Source organism: Candidatus Puniceispirillum marinum IMCC1322 (genome assembly GCF_000024465.1).
GTDB lineage: Bacteria > Pseudomonadota > Alphaproteobacteria > Puniceispirillales > Puniceispirillaceae > Puniceispirillum > Puniceispirillum marinum.
The window spans coordinates 109,741-127,486 of sequence record NC_014010.1; the positions used below are offsets into that span (position 1 = coordinate 109,741).

Genomic DNA, 17,746 nt, shown 5'->3' on the forward strand with positions numbered 1-17,746 from the left:
TTGACCCTGCAAGAACTAGCGCCGCAAGAAAGCCGGTATATGGCCTGTTGCTTCCAGCGTATCGCCTTGGCAGTCAGGTGGTGACGGTAATTCGTCTTTAGTGTTGCCGTTACGGTTTTTCTGGCGCGGCTCTTTGGTGTTATGATCTTTTGGCTTGGTTGAGGAAGCTGGTTTTTTATCAGCCTTTGTGCTGACTTTATCAGCTTCTTTAGCCGCGGGTTTTTTACCACGACCGGCGGGTTTTTTATCAGTGTCTTTCGCCGTTGATGTTTTGGTCTCGCTTGCGTCGTCGCCAGCATCTCCAACAAGCGGAATTGTCTTGCCGATCAGGCTTTCGATAGCGCTGATATAGCGTTTATCATCCTTGCCAGCGGCAATCGTAAAGGCGCGGCCAGATTTGCCTGCACGCCCCGTACGGCCGATGCGGTGGACATAATCTTCGGCATTCATCGGGACATCAAAATTAAATACATGGCTGAGGCCAGCGATATCAAGACCACGGGCGGCGACATCCGAGGCAATCAATAAAGGTACTTCGCCTTTTTTGAATTTATCCAGCGCTTCCAGACGGGCTGACTGGGTCATGTCACCATGCATCGCCACTGCCGAAAACTCATGTTTTGTCAGCGATTTTACCAAGGTTGAAATATCGCGTTTCCGGTTACAGAAGATAACCGCATTTTTAACCGTTTCCACCCGCAATAAGTCACGCAGAACGGCCCGTTTGCTTTTCACGTCAGTCCATTGCAGATGTTGCGCCACGGTATCGGCTGTTGATGCAGGGGGGGCAACCTCGATGATTTTCGGATTGCTCACAAATTTATGGCTGATTTTATGAATGTCATCCGACAAAGTTGCCGAGAAAAACAGCGTCTGACGCAAAGGTGGCAGCAAGCTGACAATGCGCTCAACATCGGGGATAAAGCCCATATCAAGCATGCGATCAGCTTCGTCAATCACCAAAACTTTAACATCATTCAGCATGACCTTGCCACGTTCAAAATGGTCAAGCAAACGACCCGGCGTTGCGATCAGCACATCTACACCCTTATCAAGCGCGGTATTCTGATCGGAAAAGCTGACGCCACCAATCAAAAGCGCCATATTCAATTTGTGATGGGTGCTGAATTTCTCAAAGGATTCGGCGACCTGGGCAGCAAGTTCGCGTGTTGGTGCCAGAATGAGTGAGCGTGGCATTCGCGCTTTGGCGCGGCCTGATGCCAATATATCGATCATTGGCAAGGTAAAGGATGCGGTTTTACCCGTGCCAGTCTGGGCTGAACCCAAAATATCACGACCCATCAATATGATAGGGATCGATTTCTCTTGAATAGGGGTGGGGCTTTCATAACCTAATTCGGCTACAGCCTGACTAAGCTCATCACTGAGACCGAGGTCAGAAAATTTCAAGGACAACTTCCTTTGAACATTTAATAAGGCGGATAAGGCATAGCAGAAAATTCTGCTATCAAACTATCTGATGCGGTGATACAGAGGAAACGCCGCAAGGTCAATCTTTCATTCAGATAAGCCGCATGACATGACCCCATTTACCCCCATTTTCATTCCGGGTTTGCTATGTACCGCAGATTTGTTTGCCGCCCAGCTTGCCCATTTAGACACCACGCAAAGACTGTTCAAAGTCGCCGATACATCACAAGAGGACACTATTACCGCTATGGCTGGACGGGCGCTGGCGATGGCTGATGGCATGTTGCTGCCGGTCGGTTTGTCGATGGGAGGCTATGTAGCACTGGAAATGGCACGCCGCGCGCCAGACCGGATTGCGGGATTGGCATTATTGAATACCACTTGCCGGATTGATAGTGCGGCACATCGCAGACAGCGTGAACAAGCTATCAATTTGGCGCATAGTGACCGTTTCAAAGGGGTAACACGGCATCTTTTACCCCGCTTGTTATCGCCAGATGCGGTGAATGATCCGCATATAGCCCGCCGCGTGCTGAAAATGGCTGATGATATTGGCCGGCAAACCTTCATCCAGCAACAGACCGCGATCCTTGGTCGGCAAGATCAAAGCGAGATATTGCGGGCATTCAGACAGCCGATATTGATTTTATGTGGCACGCTTGATGTGCTGACACCGCCCAAGCTATCTGCAGAAATGGCTGCCCTGTGCCCACATGCTGATTATCGCTTATTGGACGGCGTCGGGCATTTATCCTCGATGGAAGCCGAAAGCGCGGTTATTGACGCCTTGCAGGCTTTGTTTGATAGGGTTGATGCGGCCTAGCTGGCGGTTAAACGTCCAGATTGGCTAGTGCATCTTCGGCATGATCGCGGATATAGCCAAAACGCAGTTCAGCCTTTTTGCCCATAAGCGTATTGACCAGCTGATCGGTGGTGCGTCGCAGATCAGCGCCAATGCTGTCACGTTGTGGCAATTCAACCTTTAGCAGGCGACGACTTGCCGGATTCATGGTGGTTTCCTTGAGCTGGGCTGGGGGCATTTCACCAAGTCCCTTAAAGCGGCTGATATCGATTTTGCCGCGTTTGTCAAAACCAGTTTCCAACAATGTGTCTCGCTGGGCATCATCCAGCGCATAAAGCGTTTTGCCACCCTGATTAATACGATAAAGCGGGGGCTGGGCAAGATAGAGCCGACCTGCTTCGATCAATTGGGGCATTTCACGATAGAAATAGGTCATCAGCAAGGCAGCAATATGGGCGCCATCGACATCGGCATCTGTCATGATGACAACACGCCCATAGCGTAGATCATCGACTTTGAAGTCCTTGCCTGGGCGCACGCCAAGCGCCAACGCCAGATCGGATAGTTCCTGATTGCCGCTGAGTTTTTCAACCGTTGCGCTGGCGACATTCAAAATCTTGCCGCGTAGAGGCAAAACGGCCTGCGTTTTACGATTACGGGCCTGTTTTGCCGAACCGCCCGCCGAGTCCCCCTCGACAAGGAATAATTCGGTCAGATCAAGATCGTTTGAAGTGCAGTCAGCCAGCTTGCCTGGCAGGCGCAGACGGCGTGTTGCCGATTTACGCGCCACTTCCTTTTCCTTTTTGCGCCGCTTGCGTTCTTCGGCGCGTTCAATAGCGGCCTCTAGCAGAAAATTGGCGCGTGCCGAGTCGGCAGATAGCCAATGTTCAAAGCGATCGCGCACCGCCTGTTCGGTCATGCGGGTAGCATCGGTTGACACAAGCCGGTCTTTGGTCTGGCCCTGAAACTGCGGATCGCGCAAAAATACCGACAGCATGACGCCGGTATTGGCCAGCACATCATCGGCGGTCAGGTCAGCCGCTTTGCGGTTGCCCGCCAGATCACCATAATTACGCAAGGCACGCACGATCGCCTGACGAAAGCCGGTTTCATGCGTGCCGCCCGATGGCGTTGGCACCGTGTTACAATAGGAATGGAAAAAACCATCTTCGCCGGCACCAAGCCAAGTGATCGCCCATTCGAATTTCTGCCCGTCAAGCTCGGCAATTTCGGCAAAAGGCGTTGAAACCATCAATGCCTTGTCGCGGGTCACATCATTCAGATAATCGGCAAGTCCGCCCGGATAATGCAGCACAGCTTCGGCTGGCACCGGATCATTATCCGCCAATAAGGCCGGATCGCATTGCCATCTGATTTCGACGCCAGCAAACAAATAGGCCTTTGACCGCGCCATCCGGTATAAGGTGGACGGGCGGAAATGCGCCTTTTCCCCAAAGATTTCAGTGTCAGGCGTAAAGGTCACCGTGGTGCCGCGACGGTTTGGTGCGCCGCCGATTTCGGTCAACGCGTCCAAAGGCTTGCCGCGTGAAAATGATTGCTGATACAGCTTTTTGTCGCGGGCGATTTCAACCAACAGCGCGCTTGATAGCGCATTCACCACCGACGCGCCAACCCCATGCAGACCACCAGATGTTGCATAGGATTTGCCGGAAAACTTACCCCCCGCATGCAAGGTTGTCATAATCACCTCAACAGCGGATTTGTCGGGAAATTTGGGATGATTACCCGTTGGCATGCCGCGGCCATTATCGCGGATCGACAAGGTCGTGGCAGATTCGAGATGAAAATCAATGCGGTTGGCATGCCCCGCGACTGCCTCATCCATCGAATTATCGAGAATTTCAGCCGCCAGATGATGATAGGCGCGCTCGTCGGTGCCGCCAATATACATGCCCGGCCGGTGGCGCACAGGCTCCAGCCCTTCAAGCACCTCAATATTCGACGCATCGTAATTGTCATCGGATGCCGCATTGCCAAACAGGTCAGACATATTCATCTCATATCAGGTTGAAACAGAATGCGGTCAGGCCGCCATCTGCAAGGTTTTCCATTACTACCGTATCTTGCGATGAATATAAAGCCTTACCGCCATATATGGCGTTGATGGGGTTAACGTTTTTTTAAAGTTTGGTTGTTATCCTAGCTTTCACATTATTTTGGGAGACATCAATGTCATTGAAACAACAACATGGTGCCGTGGCGGCATTATTTATATTGGCCGGGTGTGCATCCGAGTCAGCCAGTATTGATATTTCCGGCTATGCACCGGTGATCGATGTGAAGGGGCAGGGCTATGATGTTGCTTCCTATCATCAAGATCTGGATGAATGTCGCATGTTGGGGATGCGGGTGCAGACAAGCTATGAAGCGCAACGCAAAAAGGAAATTGAGGATGCGCAGAAATCGGCACTGATTGGAGCGCTGGCTGGTGCTGTTCTTGGTCAGGTTGTTGGCGATACCAACGATTATCATACGGGGCGTTCGGCTACTGCTGGGGCAATTTATGGTGGTGCAATCGGCGCGGCGTCAGGTGCTAGTAACATTGACTATTCAAGAACTATTGCCAAGTTTGGCCCAACCGGCGTTGTTGACAGATGCATGAGAGACCGTGGCTATAAAATCCTATCTGCCGAGGGCTTTGGCGGAGGGTAAAAGGAATGTTCAGAATTACTGCTCTTTTCAGCATCTTCATGGTGTGTCTGTTTATTCTTCCAAAGTTGGCAATGGCTGAAACAGTCATCCGAACTCATAAAGATTGGCAGGTGAGGTTGATCACTGATGATTTTACCGATGAAACAAGTGTTATTTTAAATACAATTATTGAGGATATTGAAGAAGATTTTTCGCGCAAACGCGGCATTGTTCTTATCGGTTCACAATTTTCAAACAAAAAAACCGAGGATATGCTTGTCATCAAGTGTGACCAGGCAAATACAAAACCCTATGTCGTCATTCTAACCAACGAGAGGGTAAATGGTGATGGCACGCGTAATATTGAATATCGCGTGGATAAAAGGCCACCACAAAAGACATTAATGAAGACAAATGAAAACTATCTGATGGTGTTTAACCATCGAAAAGCTAGCCAGTTTATAAGTAACATTCGATCTGGAAAGATGCTTATCGGTCGGTCAAGTGATAGGGAATCAGGTCTCATAAAATTCAAAATTCCGATTGAAGGGTTCAATGATATTGAGAGTGAACTTTATCGTTATTGCAAACCGCATTAAATGTCTGCATGAACACTGACCATGATGTGCTTATCGGTCAGGGTGATGGTGCATGGATTGTCACTTCGGTTTTGTAACTAGATCATCCATGACTGTGGGCTTTTAAGCAAGCATGGCCAAGGTCACATGATGTTTTCAGTCGGCTATGCAAAGCTTGTCGCTCATCATTGGTCAGATTTTTTAATCGTAGTGACATGAATAAGTTTTAAATTGTTTAACAGTTTATCCAAATAAAACCCCCGAACCGCAAAGGCGATCCGGGGGTTTCGTTCAGGCTGTTTATTCGGCGTAATGCAGAATTAAGTAATGCCTATTAGTATGAGTAATACATCTGGAATTCGACTGGATGCGGTGTGTGCTCGAGTGCGATGACTTCTTCCATCTTGAGCTCGATATAGGCATCGATCTGTTCGTCGGTAAATACGTTACCTGCGGTCAGATAGGCACGATCAGCGTCAAGTGACTCAAGCGCTTCACGCAAAGATGCACATACTGTCGGGATCTGCTTTAGCTCTTCGGCAGGCAGATCATACAAGTCTTTGTCCATGGCATCGCCCGGGTGGATCTTGTTCTGGATACCGTCAAGGCCAGCCATCAGCATGGCCGAGAAGGCCAGATATGGGTTCGCGGTTGCATCCGGGAAGCGGACTTCGACACGCTTGCCATTTGGCGAATTCACATGCGGAATACGACATGATGCAGACCGGTTCTTTGACGAATAGGCCAGCAACACAGGGGCTTCATAACCCGGGATCAGACGCTTGTAGCTGTTGGTTGATGCGTTGGTGAAAGCGTTCAATGACTTGGCATGCTTGATGATGCCGCCAATGTAGTAAAGCGCACTTTCAGACAGGTCAGCATAGCCATTGCCCGCAAACAGAGGCTTGCCATCTGTCCAGAGTGACTGGTGCACATGCATGCCTGAGCCGTTATCGCCAGCGATCGGCTTTGGCAGGAAGGTTGCCGTCACGCCATAGGCATGGGCAACCTGATGCACGGCATATTTATATAGCTGCATATTGTCAGCCGTTTCAAGCAAGGTGCCGAACTTCACACCCAACTCATGCTGTGACGGCGCCACTTCATGGTGATGCTTTTCAACGCTAACACCCATACCAGCCATGACAGTCAGCATTTCGCCACGGATATCCTGGCCGCTATCAAGCGGGGGAACCGGAAAATAGCCGCCTTTGACGCCCGGACGGTGACCCATATTGCCTTCGGGATAGTCGGTGGCGCCGTTATAAGGGCCTTCGACTGAATCGACCTGATACATGGCACGATTCATTGAGACGTCGATTTTGACATCTTCAAAGATAAAGAATTCGGCTTCTGGTCCAAAGAAAGCAGTATCGGCAATGCCGAGACCTTCCATATGGGTCAAAGCGGCCTTTGCTGTTCCGCGTGGGTCGCGCGAATAGGCGGCACCTGAACCTGGTTCCAGCACGTCACAGAACAATGCCAAAGTCGGCTGGGCAAAGAACGGGTCGATATAGGCGCGATACAGGTCAGGCATCAAGGTCATATCGGACTCATTGATGGCTTTCCAGCCTGCGATTGACGAACCGTCAAACATGAAGCCTTCGGCCAATGTTTCTTCATCGATTGTGTCGATATGCTGGGTTACATGCTGCATCTTGCCGCGCGGGTCGGTAAAGCGCAGATCAACATAGGTAATATCATTTTCACGGATCATTTCCATGATAGCTTTTGCGTCAGACATACTGGAATCCTTTCATGTCTTTGGTCATTTGCCTGTGGTTTGATATAGGCAAAATAAGGTCATATCCGGCAAGATATCCCGCCGGGGTTTACATAGATTAAACGGCGTCTCCGCCACGTTCGCCGGTGCGGATTCGGATCGCTTCGTCGATTGTTGAAATAAAGATTTTGCCGTCACCAATACGTCCGGTCTGGGCGGCCTGCTGGATGGCGTCAACAACACGCTCAAGCATGCTGTCTTCAATCACCACTTCGATTTTTACCTTGGGCAGAAAATCCACGACATATTCAGCGCCGCGGTATAATTCTGTATGTCCTTTTTGGCGGCCAAATCCTTTGGCTTCAAGCACTGTTATGCCCTGAATACCAACCTCATGTAGCGCTTCTTTAACCTCGTCCAGCTTGAACGGTTTAATAATCGCTTCGATTTTTTTCATAATGCTGCTTTCAGTTTCCCATCTGCCATTACGATTGGCAGAATGGTTTGTGTGTCACATATAAAGCGTCTGATTTGGATTGCATTTCCCATAATAGCGTCAGATCACTTATTTAACTGACACATAGTCTTGTGTTATGCGTGTCTAAACAAGACGGGCTTGGTTCTAGACTTATGGGTGATGACTGATTTTCAAGAAATTGACTATAGATTAAGCAGGTTGCTTAAATTTTGTGCAAAGTTGGCTCTGGCTGATTTCATTCAGCTTTAGGTGAATTTGCGGAAAAAACGGGTGCGATCAAACATATCTTCAAGGTTTTCCATGCGTGTGCGGGTGTTTGGCCAGATTCGCTCCTGAATTTCGGCAATCATAATCTCAAGCAAGAGCAGGTTGGTCACTGACGAATCCCATGCCGATGGCACAGCAATCTGGTTGGTAAAGCTATAGGTGGCAAATTTACTGACAGGTGAGCCCCATTGATCGGTAAATAAGATAATTTTTGCACCCTTTTCAGACGCAATTTCGGCAAGTTTCAAAGTGCTGGTCTCATAACGTCTGATGTCAAAAACAATCACAATATCGTTCTCTTTGACATCAAGCAGGTAATGCGGCCATGCGTTTGAAATAGACTGAATATGCGTCACATCAGGACGTATTACCTGCAAATGCAGGAACATATATTCAGCCAAAGCGCGAGTGATTCGTCCACCAACGACAAAAACACGCTGATCGATATTGGCGACCAGCGCGCATGTCCGATCAAATGTTTCGGTATCAAGCTGGCCAAGTGACTGGCTGATATTGCTGATGACGGCATCGGTAAAGCGGTTCAGAATATGTCCGGTTGGTGCCTTTTCGGACCATGTTTCACGCTTGGTGATCGGGTCGGATATTTTGGCTTCAATTTCCAAACGAAGCGCGGCCTGAAAATCAGGGAAACCCGAAAAATCAAGCTTTTGCACCATGCGGGCAACAGTGGGTGTCGATACGTCGGCGCGTTTGCCAAGCGTGGTGATGGTACCAAGTCCCGAAGCTGGATAATTTTCCAGAATACAGGCGGCAAGCTGGCGCTCAGCCCGCGTCAGATTGTCAAACTGGCTTTTCAGCCGTTCAGCTACAGTCAGGTTTTTATCGGTCACGTAACACCTCTCCATTGTAAATTACTACACATTAAAGCCAGAGATGAAGAATTTTTTTCAGTAAATTTCTTGACAGGGCGTTTAAAGATGAAGAATTATCTTCATAAGGAGTTGCATGATGACTGTTATCGATGATGATTATGCAGAAAATACCAAGCAGGTTGCCACATTGGTCAATCCGCAAGCGACTTCGCCTATTCTGCTTGTCTGTGAACATGCCTCAAATTTCATTCCGTCTGAATATAAGGCGCTGGGTCTATCCGATGATGATCAGGCCAGTCACATTGCCTGGGATCCGGGCGCGCTGGGGCTATCCCATCATTTGGCAGATATGCTTGATGCGCGTCTTGTCCATAGTAATGTGTCGCGGCTAATTTATGATTGTAACCGTCCTCCCGAAGCGCTTGACGCGATGCCTGCGTCAAGCGAAGGCAGGGCGATTCCTGGCAATCAGGTGATTGATGAAGATGAGCGTGCGCGACGGGTTGCGCGGTTTTATGATCCATTCAAAAGCCTGTTGTCAGATGTGCTGGCGTCAATGTCGGATAAACCGGTTCTGGTGACGATTCACAGCTTTACGCCCATTTATCGGGGCCAGGCACGAGATGTCGAATTTGGCATCCTACATGATAGTGATCAGCGTCTTGCCGACCTCATGCTTGAACATGCATCAAGGCATACGACGCTAAAGGTCATGCGGAATGAACCTTACGGTCCCCAGCATGGGGTTACCCACACGCTCAGGCAGCATGGTTTGGAAAATGGCTATCTGAATGTGATGTTAGAATTTAGCAATGCGCTTTTACATACTGATATTGCTCAAAAAGAGATAGCTGAGATGATTGCAGCATTATTACGTGATGTGCTTGGGAAGTTGCATAAAGGTGAGGTGGCGGCATGATGGTGGCGCAATGGCGTTGGCAAGATAAGCCGAGGCATTTGTTATTATTGATGAGTCGTTGGGCGGCTGAATAAAATCTGTTGATTAAGTGCGTTTGAGAATAATTAACAACCAAAGAGGAGACGAAAATGAAAAAACTTACTAAAAGACAATTCTTAGGTGGCTCGGCCGTTGTTGGCGCGGCGGCGACATTAGGTGCGCCGGCGATACATGCACAACAAGCCATTAAGTGGCGCTTCCAGACTTATGCAGGTGCGGCACTTGGTGAGCATGTAACAAAGCCGGTGATTGACAAGATCAATGAAGCCGCCAAAGGCGAGCTTGAAATCGAGCTTTATTATGCTGATCAGCTAGTGCCAACTGGCGAGTTGTTCCGGGCTTTGCAGACAGGTACCATCGATGCCGTTCATTCGGATGATGATTCAATGGCATCACCAGCTGAAGTACGTGTGTTCGGTGGCTATTTCCCAATGGCAACACGTCATGCGCTGGATGTGCCAGTTCTGTTTCACCAATATGGTTTGGCTGATATCTGGACCAAGGCCTATGAAAAGGTTGGCGGCGTAAAATGGCTGTCAGCAGCAGGTCAGGATCCGTGTAACTTTAACACCAAGAAAGAGATCACCAGCTTGGCCGATCTTGATGGTTTGAAGCTATACACATTCCCGACAGCTGGGCGTTTCCTGAGCCAATTTGGCGTTGTGCCGGTTTCGATCCCTTATGAAGATACCGAAGTGGCGGTTCAGACAGGTGAACTGGATGGCATGTCATGGTCGGGTATTACCGAGGATTATACTGTTGGGTGGGCGGATGTTACTGACTACTTCCTGACCAATAATATTTCTGGTGCCTGGATTGGTTCATTCTTTGTCAATGAAAAGCGCTGGGCTGATCTACCTGAGCATCTGCAAAGTGTGGTCATGTCGGCTATTGAAAGCGGGCATCATTACCGTAACCAGTGGTATTGGGGTGGTGAGGCCAAGCTACGGGCAACAGGAACCAAGCTTCAGCTTCGCTCAATTCCGCAGAATGAATGGCGTGAAGTCGAAGATGCTGCCGATAAATTCTGGCAGGAAATCTCAGAAACTGGGGAAACCGCCGAGAAGATTGTGAATATTTTCCGTGATTACCGGAAAGTTATTAATTCGGCCGGGATTCCATATTCGTTCTCGTAAAATATCTGCTACGCTCACTAGGCCTGTTTCGGCAGGCTTAGTGAGTTTTTCTTCATATTAAGGTCAGAACCCTTGCATTTACTTCATTCCTATGTTGCGACAATAGACAAGCTGAATTATCGGTTTGGCCGCTTTGCGATGTATTTGCTGCTGGTTATGCTGGCTATTTTATTTTGGTCATCTATTTCAAAAGTATTTTTCCGCCCGTCTTTATGGACGCTTGAATTAGCGCAGTTTGTCATGGTCGGTTATTATATGATTGGTGGTCCATATTCGATTCAGATGGGTAGCAATGTGCGCATGGACCTGCTTTATGGCCGCAAAAGTGATTATGAAAAGGCATGTATTGACGCGGTCACGGTGATTTGTCTTTTCGTGTTTTTATGTTTTCTTTTATATGGTGGCATTAACAGCCTGTCCTATTCATTACAATTTAGCGAACGAAGCTATTCAGCGTGGCAACCCTATATGTGGCCGGTCAAACTGGTCATGGTCGTAGGGATTGTTTTGATGTTACTTCAATCTGTTGCAGAGTTTTTCCGTGACATTATCAAAATCAAATCATTAAAAAATGACGCATCAAAGCATGATTCATCAGATCATGTGGGAGACGCATGATGTCTTACGAAGCGATTGCAATATTAATGTTCTCGTCGATGATGTTGTTGCTGATGACCGGGCAACGGGTGTTTGCCGCGATTGGCTTTGTGGCTGTAATTTCAGCTTTTTTTCTATATGGCACTGGCGGATCGGAGCTTGGCTTTACCGCGTCGATGAAGCTGATGAAATGGTACCCGTTGCTGACATTGCCGATGTTTGTTTTTATGGGTTATGTGATGTCGGAAAGCCGCATCGCTGATGATCTATATCGCATGTTTCATGTCTGGATGGGGCCGATAAATGGTGGTCTTGCGATTGGTACGATCGCGCTAATGGTGCTGATTTCGGCCATGAATGGTCTGTCGGTGGCGGGAATGGCTATTGGCGCGACGATTGCCTTGCCAGAATTGCTCAAGCGCAACTATGACAAGATCATGATTACCGGTGTCATTCAGGCTGGATCGTCTCTTGGCATTCTGGTGCCGCCATCTGTGGTGCTGGTGCTATATGCGATGATTGCACGCCAGCCTGTGGGGCAATTATGGCTTGCGGGTGTGTTTCCGGGATTGATGATGGCGTTTCTGTTTATCGTCTATGTAGCAGTTAGATGCCGGTTACAACCGCATCTAGGACCTGCACTTAAAGACGAAGAACTGAATATACCGATGCAGGAAAAAATGCGTCTTTTGCGGGCAGGTTTGTTGCCGGTATTCATCTTTGTCACGATGATGGTGCCGTTTGTGAATGGCTGGACCAGTCTGGTTGAAAGCTCGGCTTTGGGTGCGGTATCGGCCTTTGTTGTGGCGTGCCTAAGGGGGCGGATGTCGCGCGAGGTCTTTGAAAATTCAATGCGCAAGACATTGGGTATTTCATGTATGTTCATGTGGATCATTCTGGCGGCATTGGCCTTTGGCGCGGTCTTTGACGGGCTGGGTGCCGGACGTGCGTTGGAAAATCTATTTGTCGGGCAATTGGGTCTGAACCCCTGGGTGATCATTATTCTGATGCAATTGTCATTTTTGCTGATGGGTACATTTCTGGATGATACGGCGATGTTGGTGATCGTGGCACCGCTTTATGTACCGTTGGTCAAGGCATTGGGTTTTGATCTTGTCTGGTACGGGGTGCTTTATACAATCACCTGTCAGATTGCCTATATGACGCCGCCATTTGGCTATAATCTGTTTTTGATGAAAGCTATGGCACCACCTAATATCAGCATCATCGATATTTACCGGTCGGTCATTCCGTTCGTATTTGTGATGGTGTTGGCTTTGGTCATGGTCATGGTATTCCCGGAAATTGCGCTGTGGTTGCCAGACTATGTCTATAATAAATAATGTTGATCGCTTTACCTGTCTGATTGATGGGGCCCGTTAGATTGCAGGGCATTTGAAAATGAGGATAACAGCTTATGAAACCTAATCTTTCTTTTGATGAACTAAAGACGCAGGTTGCCGACGGACGCATTGATACGGTTATTGCCGCCTTTCCTGATATGCAGGGTCGTTTGATGGGTAAGCGCTTTCATGCTCAGTATTTTGTTGATAGCGCATGGGAAGAAACGCATTGCTGTAATTACCTGATTGCAACTGATCTGGAAATGGAAACGGTAGAGGGCTATGCCTCGACCAGCTGGGAATCCGGTTATGGTGATTACATCATGCGGCCTGATATGGACACGTTGCGGGTAACGCCCTGGCTGGAAGGAACGGCAATGGTGCTATGTGATCTGCTCGATCATCACACGCATGATCTGGTGCCACATGCCCCGCGTACAGTGTTGAAAAAGCAGTTGGCGCGACTAGCTGATTATGGTTTGAAAACGGCCAGCGCGACCGAACTAGAATTTTTTGTGTTTCGCGAGAGTTTTGACGCGATGCGTGATAAAGGCTATCGCGATATGACCCCGATCAGCGCCTATAACGAGGATTATCATATCTTCCAGACCACCAAGGAAGAAGGATTGATGCGCCAGATCCGTAACGGGTTGTTTGGTGCCGGTGTCGCGGTTGAAAACACCAAAGGCGAGGCCGATGCCGGTCAGGCGGAAATCAACATCCATTATGCAGATGCGCTATCAATGGCGGATACGCATGTGCTGGTCAAAAATGCGGTAAAGGAAATCGCCTTTTTAAATGACCGCGCTGTAACCTTTCTGGCAAAATGGCATCATGACGCGGCTGGCTCGTCTAGCCATATACATCAGTCATTATGGACAGAAGATGGCAAACCTGCCTTTTTTGATGACTCTGCCCCCCATGGCATGTCCGAATTGATGCAGCATTATCTGGCTGGACTGCTAGCACATGCCAGTGAAGTTACCTATTTTCTGGCGCCCTATATCAATTCATATAAGCGCTTTGCCAAAGGCACCTTTGCCCCGACAAAGGCAATCTGGTCAGTCGATAACCGCACCGCCGGTTACCGTGTGGTGGCCCCCGATACGAAAGGCGTGCGCGTTGAATGCCGCGTTGGTGGATCGGATCTGAATCCGTATCTGGCGTTGGCGGCGCAACTGGCTGCCGGGCTGGCAGGAATTGACGCCAAGCAAAAGCTGGAGCCGGAATTTAGCGGTGATGCCTATAATGCAGAAGCTGCACGGTCGATCCCCGAAACGCTACGTGAAGCCACGGTGGCACTGGATGAGTCACGTATGCTACGCGATGCAATGGGCGATGACGTGATTGATCATTATGTCCGTGCCGCACGCTGGGAGCAGGAAGATTTTGACCGCAAGGTGACAGATTATGAAGTCGCCCGCGGATTTGAGCGAGGCTAGCATGTCATCATATCTGAAATGTATTTCGCCGATTGATGGATCGATCTATGCCGAGCGTCCGTTGATGGACAAGGCGGCGGCTTTTGACGCGGTCAAACATGCTGGCGATGCGCAGGCCGCCTGGGCGATGCGTCCGCTTGACGAACGTGTGGCAATTGTCCGTGATGCGGTGGCGCGTATAGGTGACATGAATGACCAGATTGTCCCCGAACTAGCGTGGCAAATGGGACGGCCGGTGCGCTATGGTGGTGAATTTGGCGGCTTTACCGAGCGAGCCAGCTATATGGCTGATATTGCCGATGCGGCATTAGCCCCGATCATGATTGAAGATAGTGATAGCTTCACACGTTATATAAAGCGCGTGCCGCATGGCGTTGTTCTGGTCATTGCGCCGTGGAATTATCCTTATATGACAGCGATCAATACGGTTGCGCCCGCGTTAATAGCTGGCAATGCGGTAATGCTGAAACATGCCTCGCAAACGCCGCTGGTTGGTGAAAGGTTAGCACAGGCATTTCAGGCTGCTGGCATGCCCGAAGGCGTGTTTCAGAATGTGTTTATGGGGCATGATGTGACAGCTGATCTGATTGCGGCAAAGTCATTCGGTTTTGTCAATTTCACCGGGTCGGTTGATGGTGGCAGGCATATCGAGACAGCGGCGGCAGGCACCTTTACCAATCTCGGACTGGAGCTTGGCGGTAAAGACCCGGGTTATGTCATGGAAGATGCCGATCTGGATGCGGCGGTCGATACATTGATTGATGGCGCGATGTTCAATTCGGGGCAATGCTGTTGCGGGATCGAACGGATATATGTCACGGCAAGCCTGTATGATGATTTTGTTGCCAAGGCGGTCGCGATTGTCAGCGGCTATAAGCTGGGCAACCCGCTGGATAGCGATACCACATTGGGGCCAATGGCGCAGGCGCGCTTTGCCAATGAGGTGCGGGCGCAAACAGCCGAGGCCATTGAAGCTGGTGCCACCGCCTTGATCGATCCGGCCTTGTTTCCAGAAGATGATGGCGCCTATCTGATGCCGCAAATTCTGGTTGATGTGGATCATTCGATGCGGGTGATGCGCGAAGAATCCTTTGGTCCGGTTGTAGGAATCATGAAAGTGGCTGATGATAATGAGGCTGTGCGGCTGATGAATGATAGTGATTTTGGCCTGACCGCGTCACTATGGACAAAAGACATGGCACGGGCGACTGCGATTGCCGACCAGATCGAAACTGGCACCGTTTTTGTCAATCGCTGTGACTATCTTGACCCGGCTTTGTGCTGGACAGGGTGCAAGGATACCGGTCGTGGCGGCGGGCTTTCCGAAATCGGCTATCACAATGTGACACGGCCAAAATCTTTCCATTTTAAAAAGGCACTATAATGACATTAACTGCTAATTGGTCTTATCCCACCGCAATCCGTTTTGGCGCTGGCCGCATTGGTGAAATTGCCGATGCCTGCGCTGTAGCTGGCATGAAGAAGCCGCTTCTGGTGACGGATAAAATGCTGGCCAGCCTGCCGATTACAACGGCAACACTCGATTTGATGGAAGCGGCTGGTCTGGGCAGGGGGCTGTTTAGCGAGGTTGATCCAAACCCGACGGAAGGTAATGTCAATGATGGTATTGCCGCCTATCGTGCAGGCGGGCATGACGGGGTGATCGCCTTTGGCGGTGGCTCGGGACTGGATCTTGGCAAGGTGATCGCCTTTATGGTGGGGCAAACGCGCCCGCTATGGGATTTTGAGGATGTTGGCGACTGGTGGACGCGCGCCGATGCCGATGCGATTGCGCCGATTATTGCGGTGCCAACAACCGCCGGAACCGGGTCCGAAGTGGGGCGCGCCTCGGTCATCACCAATAGCCAAACGCATGAAAAGAAAATCATTTTTCACCCGAAAATTCTGCCAACCGTGGTTATTGCCGATCCCGAACTGACCGTTGGCATGCCCGGTTTTGTAACGGCTGGCACCGGCATGGACGCGCTATCGCATTGCCTTGAGGCATATTGTTCACCGCATTACCACCCGATGAGTCAGGGCATTGCGCTCGAAGGCATGCGACTGGTCAAGGACAATCTGCTCGTCGCCTTTCAGGATGGCAGCAATCTGGCCGCGCGCGGCGAGATGATGAGCGCCGCGATGATGGGCGCGACAGCCTTTCAAAAGGGGCTGGGGGCGATGCATGCGCTGGCGCACCCGCTAGGCGCGGTGCATAATACGCATCATGGCACAACCAATGCCGTGGTCATGCAGGCGGTACTGCGCTTTAACCGCCCAGCTATTGAAGACAAGATCGGGATGGCCGCCCGATATATGGGTATTGAAGGCGGCTTTGACGGGTTTCATGATTTTGTCGGCATGATGAACAGCACGCTGGGTATTCCCGAAAACCTGACCGCGCTGGGCGTGCAAGACCCCGATATTGACAGTCTGGTTGCCTCGGCGCTGGCTGACCCAAGCGTAGGTGGCAATCCGGTTGAGATGACAGCGGATAACACCCGCGCCTTGCTGGAGAGCTGTCTATAGGGGGTTAGGCGGTTAAGCTTAGGGTTTTTCGGTTTTCAGATGCTCCACATTAACAAGTGCGACGGCAATTATGGTCATGCCGGTGCCTATTAATTGCAACATTGTCAGTGTTTCATTCAGAAACAGAACAGCACCGGTAAGACCGAATACCGGAATCAAATTCAGGAAACTGCCCGAAATATTTGCCCCAATATGGCGAAGCGCCACCATGTACAGCGAAAACGCCAAGGCATATTGCACGACACCGGAAAAACCTGCATAGAGCCAAGCCTGCCAGTTGGCATTAACATCGTTCAAAGTCGAAAAATCATCAAGCCCCATAGGCAATAGCATAAGCGCAAAAATCAACGCGACAGTTTGCTGGCATGCTACGATAAAGGCAGGGTCGTATTTGGCCGCATATTTACCCGAAATAACGACATAGAGTGCGGCGGCGGCAGTGCCCAGAAAAATAAGAAGATAGCCAAAATTCACCGCCTGACTTGGCGTTACGCCAGATGGGCTTTTCAAGGCAAGATAAAGGCCGATAAACGAAATGACGAGCAGGAAAACAAACCTCATTCGGGGAATGATGCCGTATATTACGATGGATAAAAGCACGATCATCATTGATTCAGATGCCTGAATTATGACCGCGTCACTGGCATCAACATGAACCAGGCCAATAAGCCCCAGCAAATAGGCCATGCCTGGTTCAAGTATGCCCAGCGAAGCAAAGGCCGCGATTTCACGGATTGATAAGGGCATTAATCTAAGAGGGTGTGTTTGTAGCCTGATGATAACAAAAACCCATAATAGAACGACGCTACAGAAAATCTGCACGACAAGAAGCAATGTCGGCGGAAATATGTCCAAGATGTCTTTAGACATGAGCGTGCCTGACCCCCAGCAGAGCGTCGCCCCCAATGCGGATGCTATGCCTATGATTTTTGAATGATCAGTCATTGGCCTATCCTAGTGTGGGTGGTAATCCGGTT

At 49.7% G+C, this 17,746-nt stretch carries 16 protein-coding genes; 10 read left to right on the forward strand and 6 right to left on the reverse strand.

Translation table 11 applies throughout. The features are described 5' to 3' along the window. Positions 1–15: 15 nt before the first annotated feature. On the reverse strand, positions 16–1,410 hold the full coding sequence (locus SAR116_RS00495) for a DEAD/DEAH box helicase (RefSeq protein ID WP_013044974.1): 1,395 nt from the start codon (positions 1,408–1,410) through the stop codon (positions 16–18). 130 nt (positions 1,411–1,540) lie between these two features. On the opposite strand from SAR116_RS00495, the gene SAR116_RS00500 reads away from it, so the two are divergent. Then, positions 1,541–2,254 carry an alpha/beta fold hydrolase gene (locus SAR116_RS00500; RefSeq protein ID WP_013044975.1) on the forward strand — a complete coding sequence of 238 codons (714 nt, stop codon included), beginning with the start codon at positions 1,541–1,543 and terminating at the stop codon, positions 2,252–2,254. Between the two features lie 7 nt (positions 2,255–2,261). Here the strand turns inward: SAR116_RS00500 and parE are convergent, their stop codons facing one another. Next, positions 2,262–4,244, reverse strand: coding sequence for a DNA topoisomerase IV subunit B (parE, locus tag SAR116_RS00505; RefSeq protein WP_041860676.1), 1,983 nt, complete (start codon positions 4,242–4,244; stop codon positions 2,262–2,264). 179 nt (positions 4,245–4,423) lie between these two features. Here parE and SAR116_RS13065 point away from each other — a divergent pair, with 179 nt between their 5' ends. Together SAR116_RS13065 and SAR116_RS00515 are read left to right on the forward strand one after the other, a co-directional pair. Beyond that, entirely contained in the window at positions 4,424–4,906 is a 483-nt protein-coding gene (locus SAR116_RS13065) for a YMGG-like glycine zipper-containing protein (RefSeq protein ID WP_013044977.1), read from the forward strand. A gap of 5 nt (positions 4,907–4,911) precedes the next feature. Further along, a complete protein-coding gene (locus SAR116_RS00515) occupies positions 4,912–5,484 on the forward strand; it encodes a hypothetical protein (RefSeq protein WP_013044978.1) in 573 nt (190 codons plus the stop codon). Positions 5,485–5,797: 313 nt separating this feature from the next. Here SAR116_RS00515 and glnA read toward each other — a convergent pair whose 3' ends face one another. From glnA to SAR116_RS00530, 3 genes are all read right to left on the reverse strand, one after another. Next, complete coding sequence (gene glnA, locus SAR116_RS00520; protein WP_013044979.1) at positions 5,798–7,207, reverse strand: type I glutamate--ammonia ligase; 1,410 nt, start codon at positions 7,205–7,207, stop codon at positions 5,798–5,800. 97 nt (positions 7,208–7,304) lie between these two features. Next, on the reverse strand, positions 7,305–7,643 hold the full coding sequence (locus SAR116_RS00525) for a P-II family nitrogen regulator (protein ID WP_013044980.1): 339 nt from the start codon (positions 7,641–7,643) through the stop codon (positions 7,305–7,307). A gap of 266 nt (positions 7,644–7,909) precedes the next feature. Then, positions 7,910–8,782, reverse strand: a complete 873-nt coding sequence (locus SAR116_RS00530; RefSeq protein WP_013044981.1) for a MurR/RpiR family transcriptional regulator — start codon at positions 8,780–8,782, stop codon at positions 7,910–7,912. 115 nt (positions 8,783–8,897) lie between these two features. On the opposite strand from SAR116_RS00530, the gene SAR116_RS00535 reads away from it, so the two are divergent. The 7 genes from SAR116_RS00535 to SAR116_RS00565 all read left to right on the forward strand — a co-directional run bounded on the left by SAR116_RS00535 (position 8,898) and on the right by SAR116_RS00565 (position 16,769). Continuing rightward, positions 8,898–9,683: an N-formylglutamate amidohydrolase gene (locus SAR116_RS00535; RefSeq protein ID WP_013044982.1), complete on the forward strand. Its 786-nt coding sequence runs from the start codon at positions 8,898–8,900 to the stop codon at positions 9,681–9,683. 128 nt (positions 9,684–9,811) lie between these two features. After that, a complete protein-coding gene (locus SAR116_RS00540; RefSeq protein WP_013044983.1) occupies positions 9,812–10,858 on the forward strand; it encodes a twin-arginine translocation signal domain-containing protein in 1,047 nt (348 codons plus the stop codon). A 72-nt stretch (positions 10,859–10,930) separates the two neighbouring features. Then, positions 10,931–11,476, forward strand: coding sequence for a TRAP transporter small permease subunit (locus tag SAR116_RS00545; protein WP_013044984.1), 546 nt, complete (start codon positions 10,931–10,933; stop codon positions 11,474–11,476). Next, positions 11,476–12,798 carry a TRAP transporter large permease gene (locus tag SAR116_RS00550; RefSeq protein ID WP_041860992.1) on the forward strand — a complete coding sequence of 441 codons (1,323 nt, stop codon included), beginning with the start codon at positions 11,476–11,478 and terminating at the stop codon, positions 12,796–12,798. Before SAR116_RS00545 ends, SAR116_RS00550 begins: the two co-directional genes overlap by 1 nt. Before the next feature lie 74 nt (positions 12,799–12,872). Then, positions 12,873–14,240 carry a glutamine synthetase family protein gene (locus SAR116_RS00555; protein WP_013044986.1) on the forward strand — a complete coding sequence of 456 codons (1,368 nt, stop codon included), beginning with the start codon at positions 12,873–12,875 and terminating at the stop codon, positions 14,238–14,240. Further along, the gene (locus SAR116_RS00560; RefSeq protein ID WP_013044987.1) at positions 14,209–15,624 is read left to right on the forward strand and encodes an aldehyde dehydrogenase family protein; all 1,416 of its coding nucleotides are present in this window, start codon (positions 14,209–14,211) and stop codon (positions 15,622–15,624) included. The genes SAR116_RS00555 and SAR116_RS00560 overlap by 32 nt, the downstream gene beginning before the upstream one ends. Beyond that, positions 15,624–16,769 carry an iron-containing alcohol dehydrogenase gene (locus tag SAR116_RS00565; RefSeq protein ID WP_013044988.1) on the forward strand — a complete coding sequence of 382 codons (1,146 nt, stop codon included), beginning with the start codon at positions 15,624–15,626 and terminating at the stop codon, positions 16,767–16,769. The genes SAR116_RS00560 and SAR116_RS00565 overlap by 1 nt, the downstream gene beginning before the upstream one ends. Positions 16,770–16,787: 18 nt before the next feature. Here the strand turns inward: SAR116_RS00565 and SAR116_RS00570 are convergent, their stop codons facing one another. Then, positions 16,788–17,714, reverse strand: a complete 927-nt coding sequence (locus SAR116_RS00570; RefSeq protein WP_041860680.1) for a DMT family transporter — start codon at positions 17,712–17,714, stop codon at positions 16,788–16,790. Between the last annotated feature and the right edge of the window lie 32 nt (positions 17,715–17,746).

Coding starts and splice junctions, on each gene's coding strand:
- SAR116_RS00515 (WP_013044978.1), top strand. CDS start 4,912: ATGTTCAGAATTACTGCTCTTTTCAGCATCTTCATGGTGTGTCTGTTT.
- glnA (WP_013044979.1), bottom strand. CDS start 7,207: ATGTCTGACGCAAAAGCTATCATGGAAATGATCCGTGAAAATGATATT.
- SAR116_RS00550 (WP_041860992.1), top strand. CDS start 11,476: ATGTCTTACGAAGCGATTGCAATATTAATGTTCTCGTCGATGATGTTG.
- SAR116_RS00570 (WP_041860680.1), bottom strand. CDS start 17,714: ATGACTGATCATTCAAAAATCATAGGCATAGCATCCGCATTGGGGGCG.
- SAR116_RS00525 (WP_013044980.1), bottom strand. CDS start 7,643: ATGAAAAAAATCGAAGCGATTATTAAACCGTTCAAGCTGGACGAGGTT.
- SAR116_RS00565 (WP_013044988.1), top strand. CDS start 15,624: ATGACATTAACTGCTAATTGGTCTTATCCCACCGCAATCCGTTTTGGC.
- parE (WP_041860676.1), bottom strand. CDS start 4,244: ATGTCTGACCTGTTTGGCAATGCGGCATCCGATGACAATTACGATGCG.
- SAR116_RS00540 (WP_013044983.1), top strand. CDS start 9,812: ATGAAAAAACTTACTAAAAGACAATTCTTAGGTGGCTCGGCCGTTGTT.
- SAR116_RS00500 (WP_013044975.1), top strand. CDS start 1,541: ATGACCCCATTTACCCCCATTTTCATTCCGGGTTTGCTATGTACCGCA.
- SAR116_RS00555 (WP_013044986.1), top strand. CDS start 12,873: ATGAAACCTAATCTTTCTTTTGATGAACTAAAGACGCAGGTTGCCGAC.
- SAR116_RS13065 (WP_013044977.1), top strand. CDS start 4,424: ATGTCATTGAAACAACAACATGGTGCCGTGGCGGCATTATTTATATTG.
- SAR116_RS00560 (WP_013044987.1), top strand. CDS start 14,209: ATGAAGTCGCCCGCGGATTTGAGCGAGGCTAGCATGTCATCATATCTG.
- SAR116_RS00535 (WP_013044982.1), top strand. CDS start 8,898: ATGATGACTGTTATCGATGATGATTATGCAGAAAATACCAAGCAGGTT.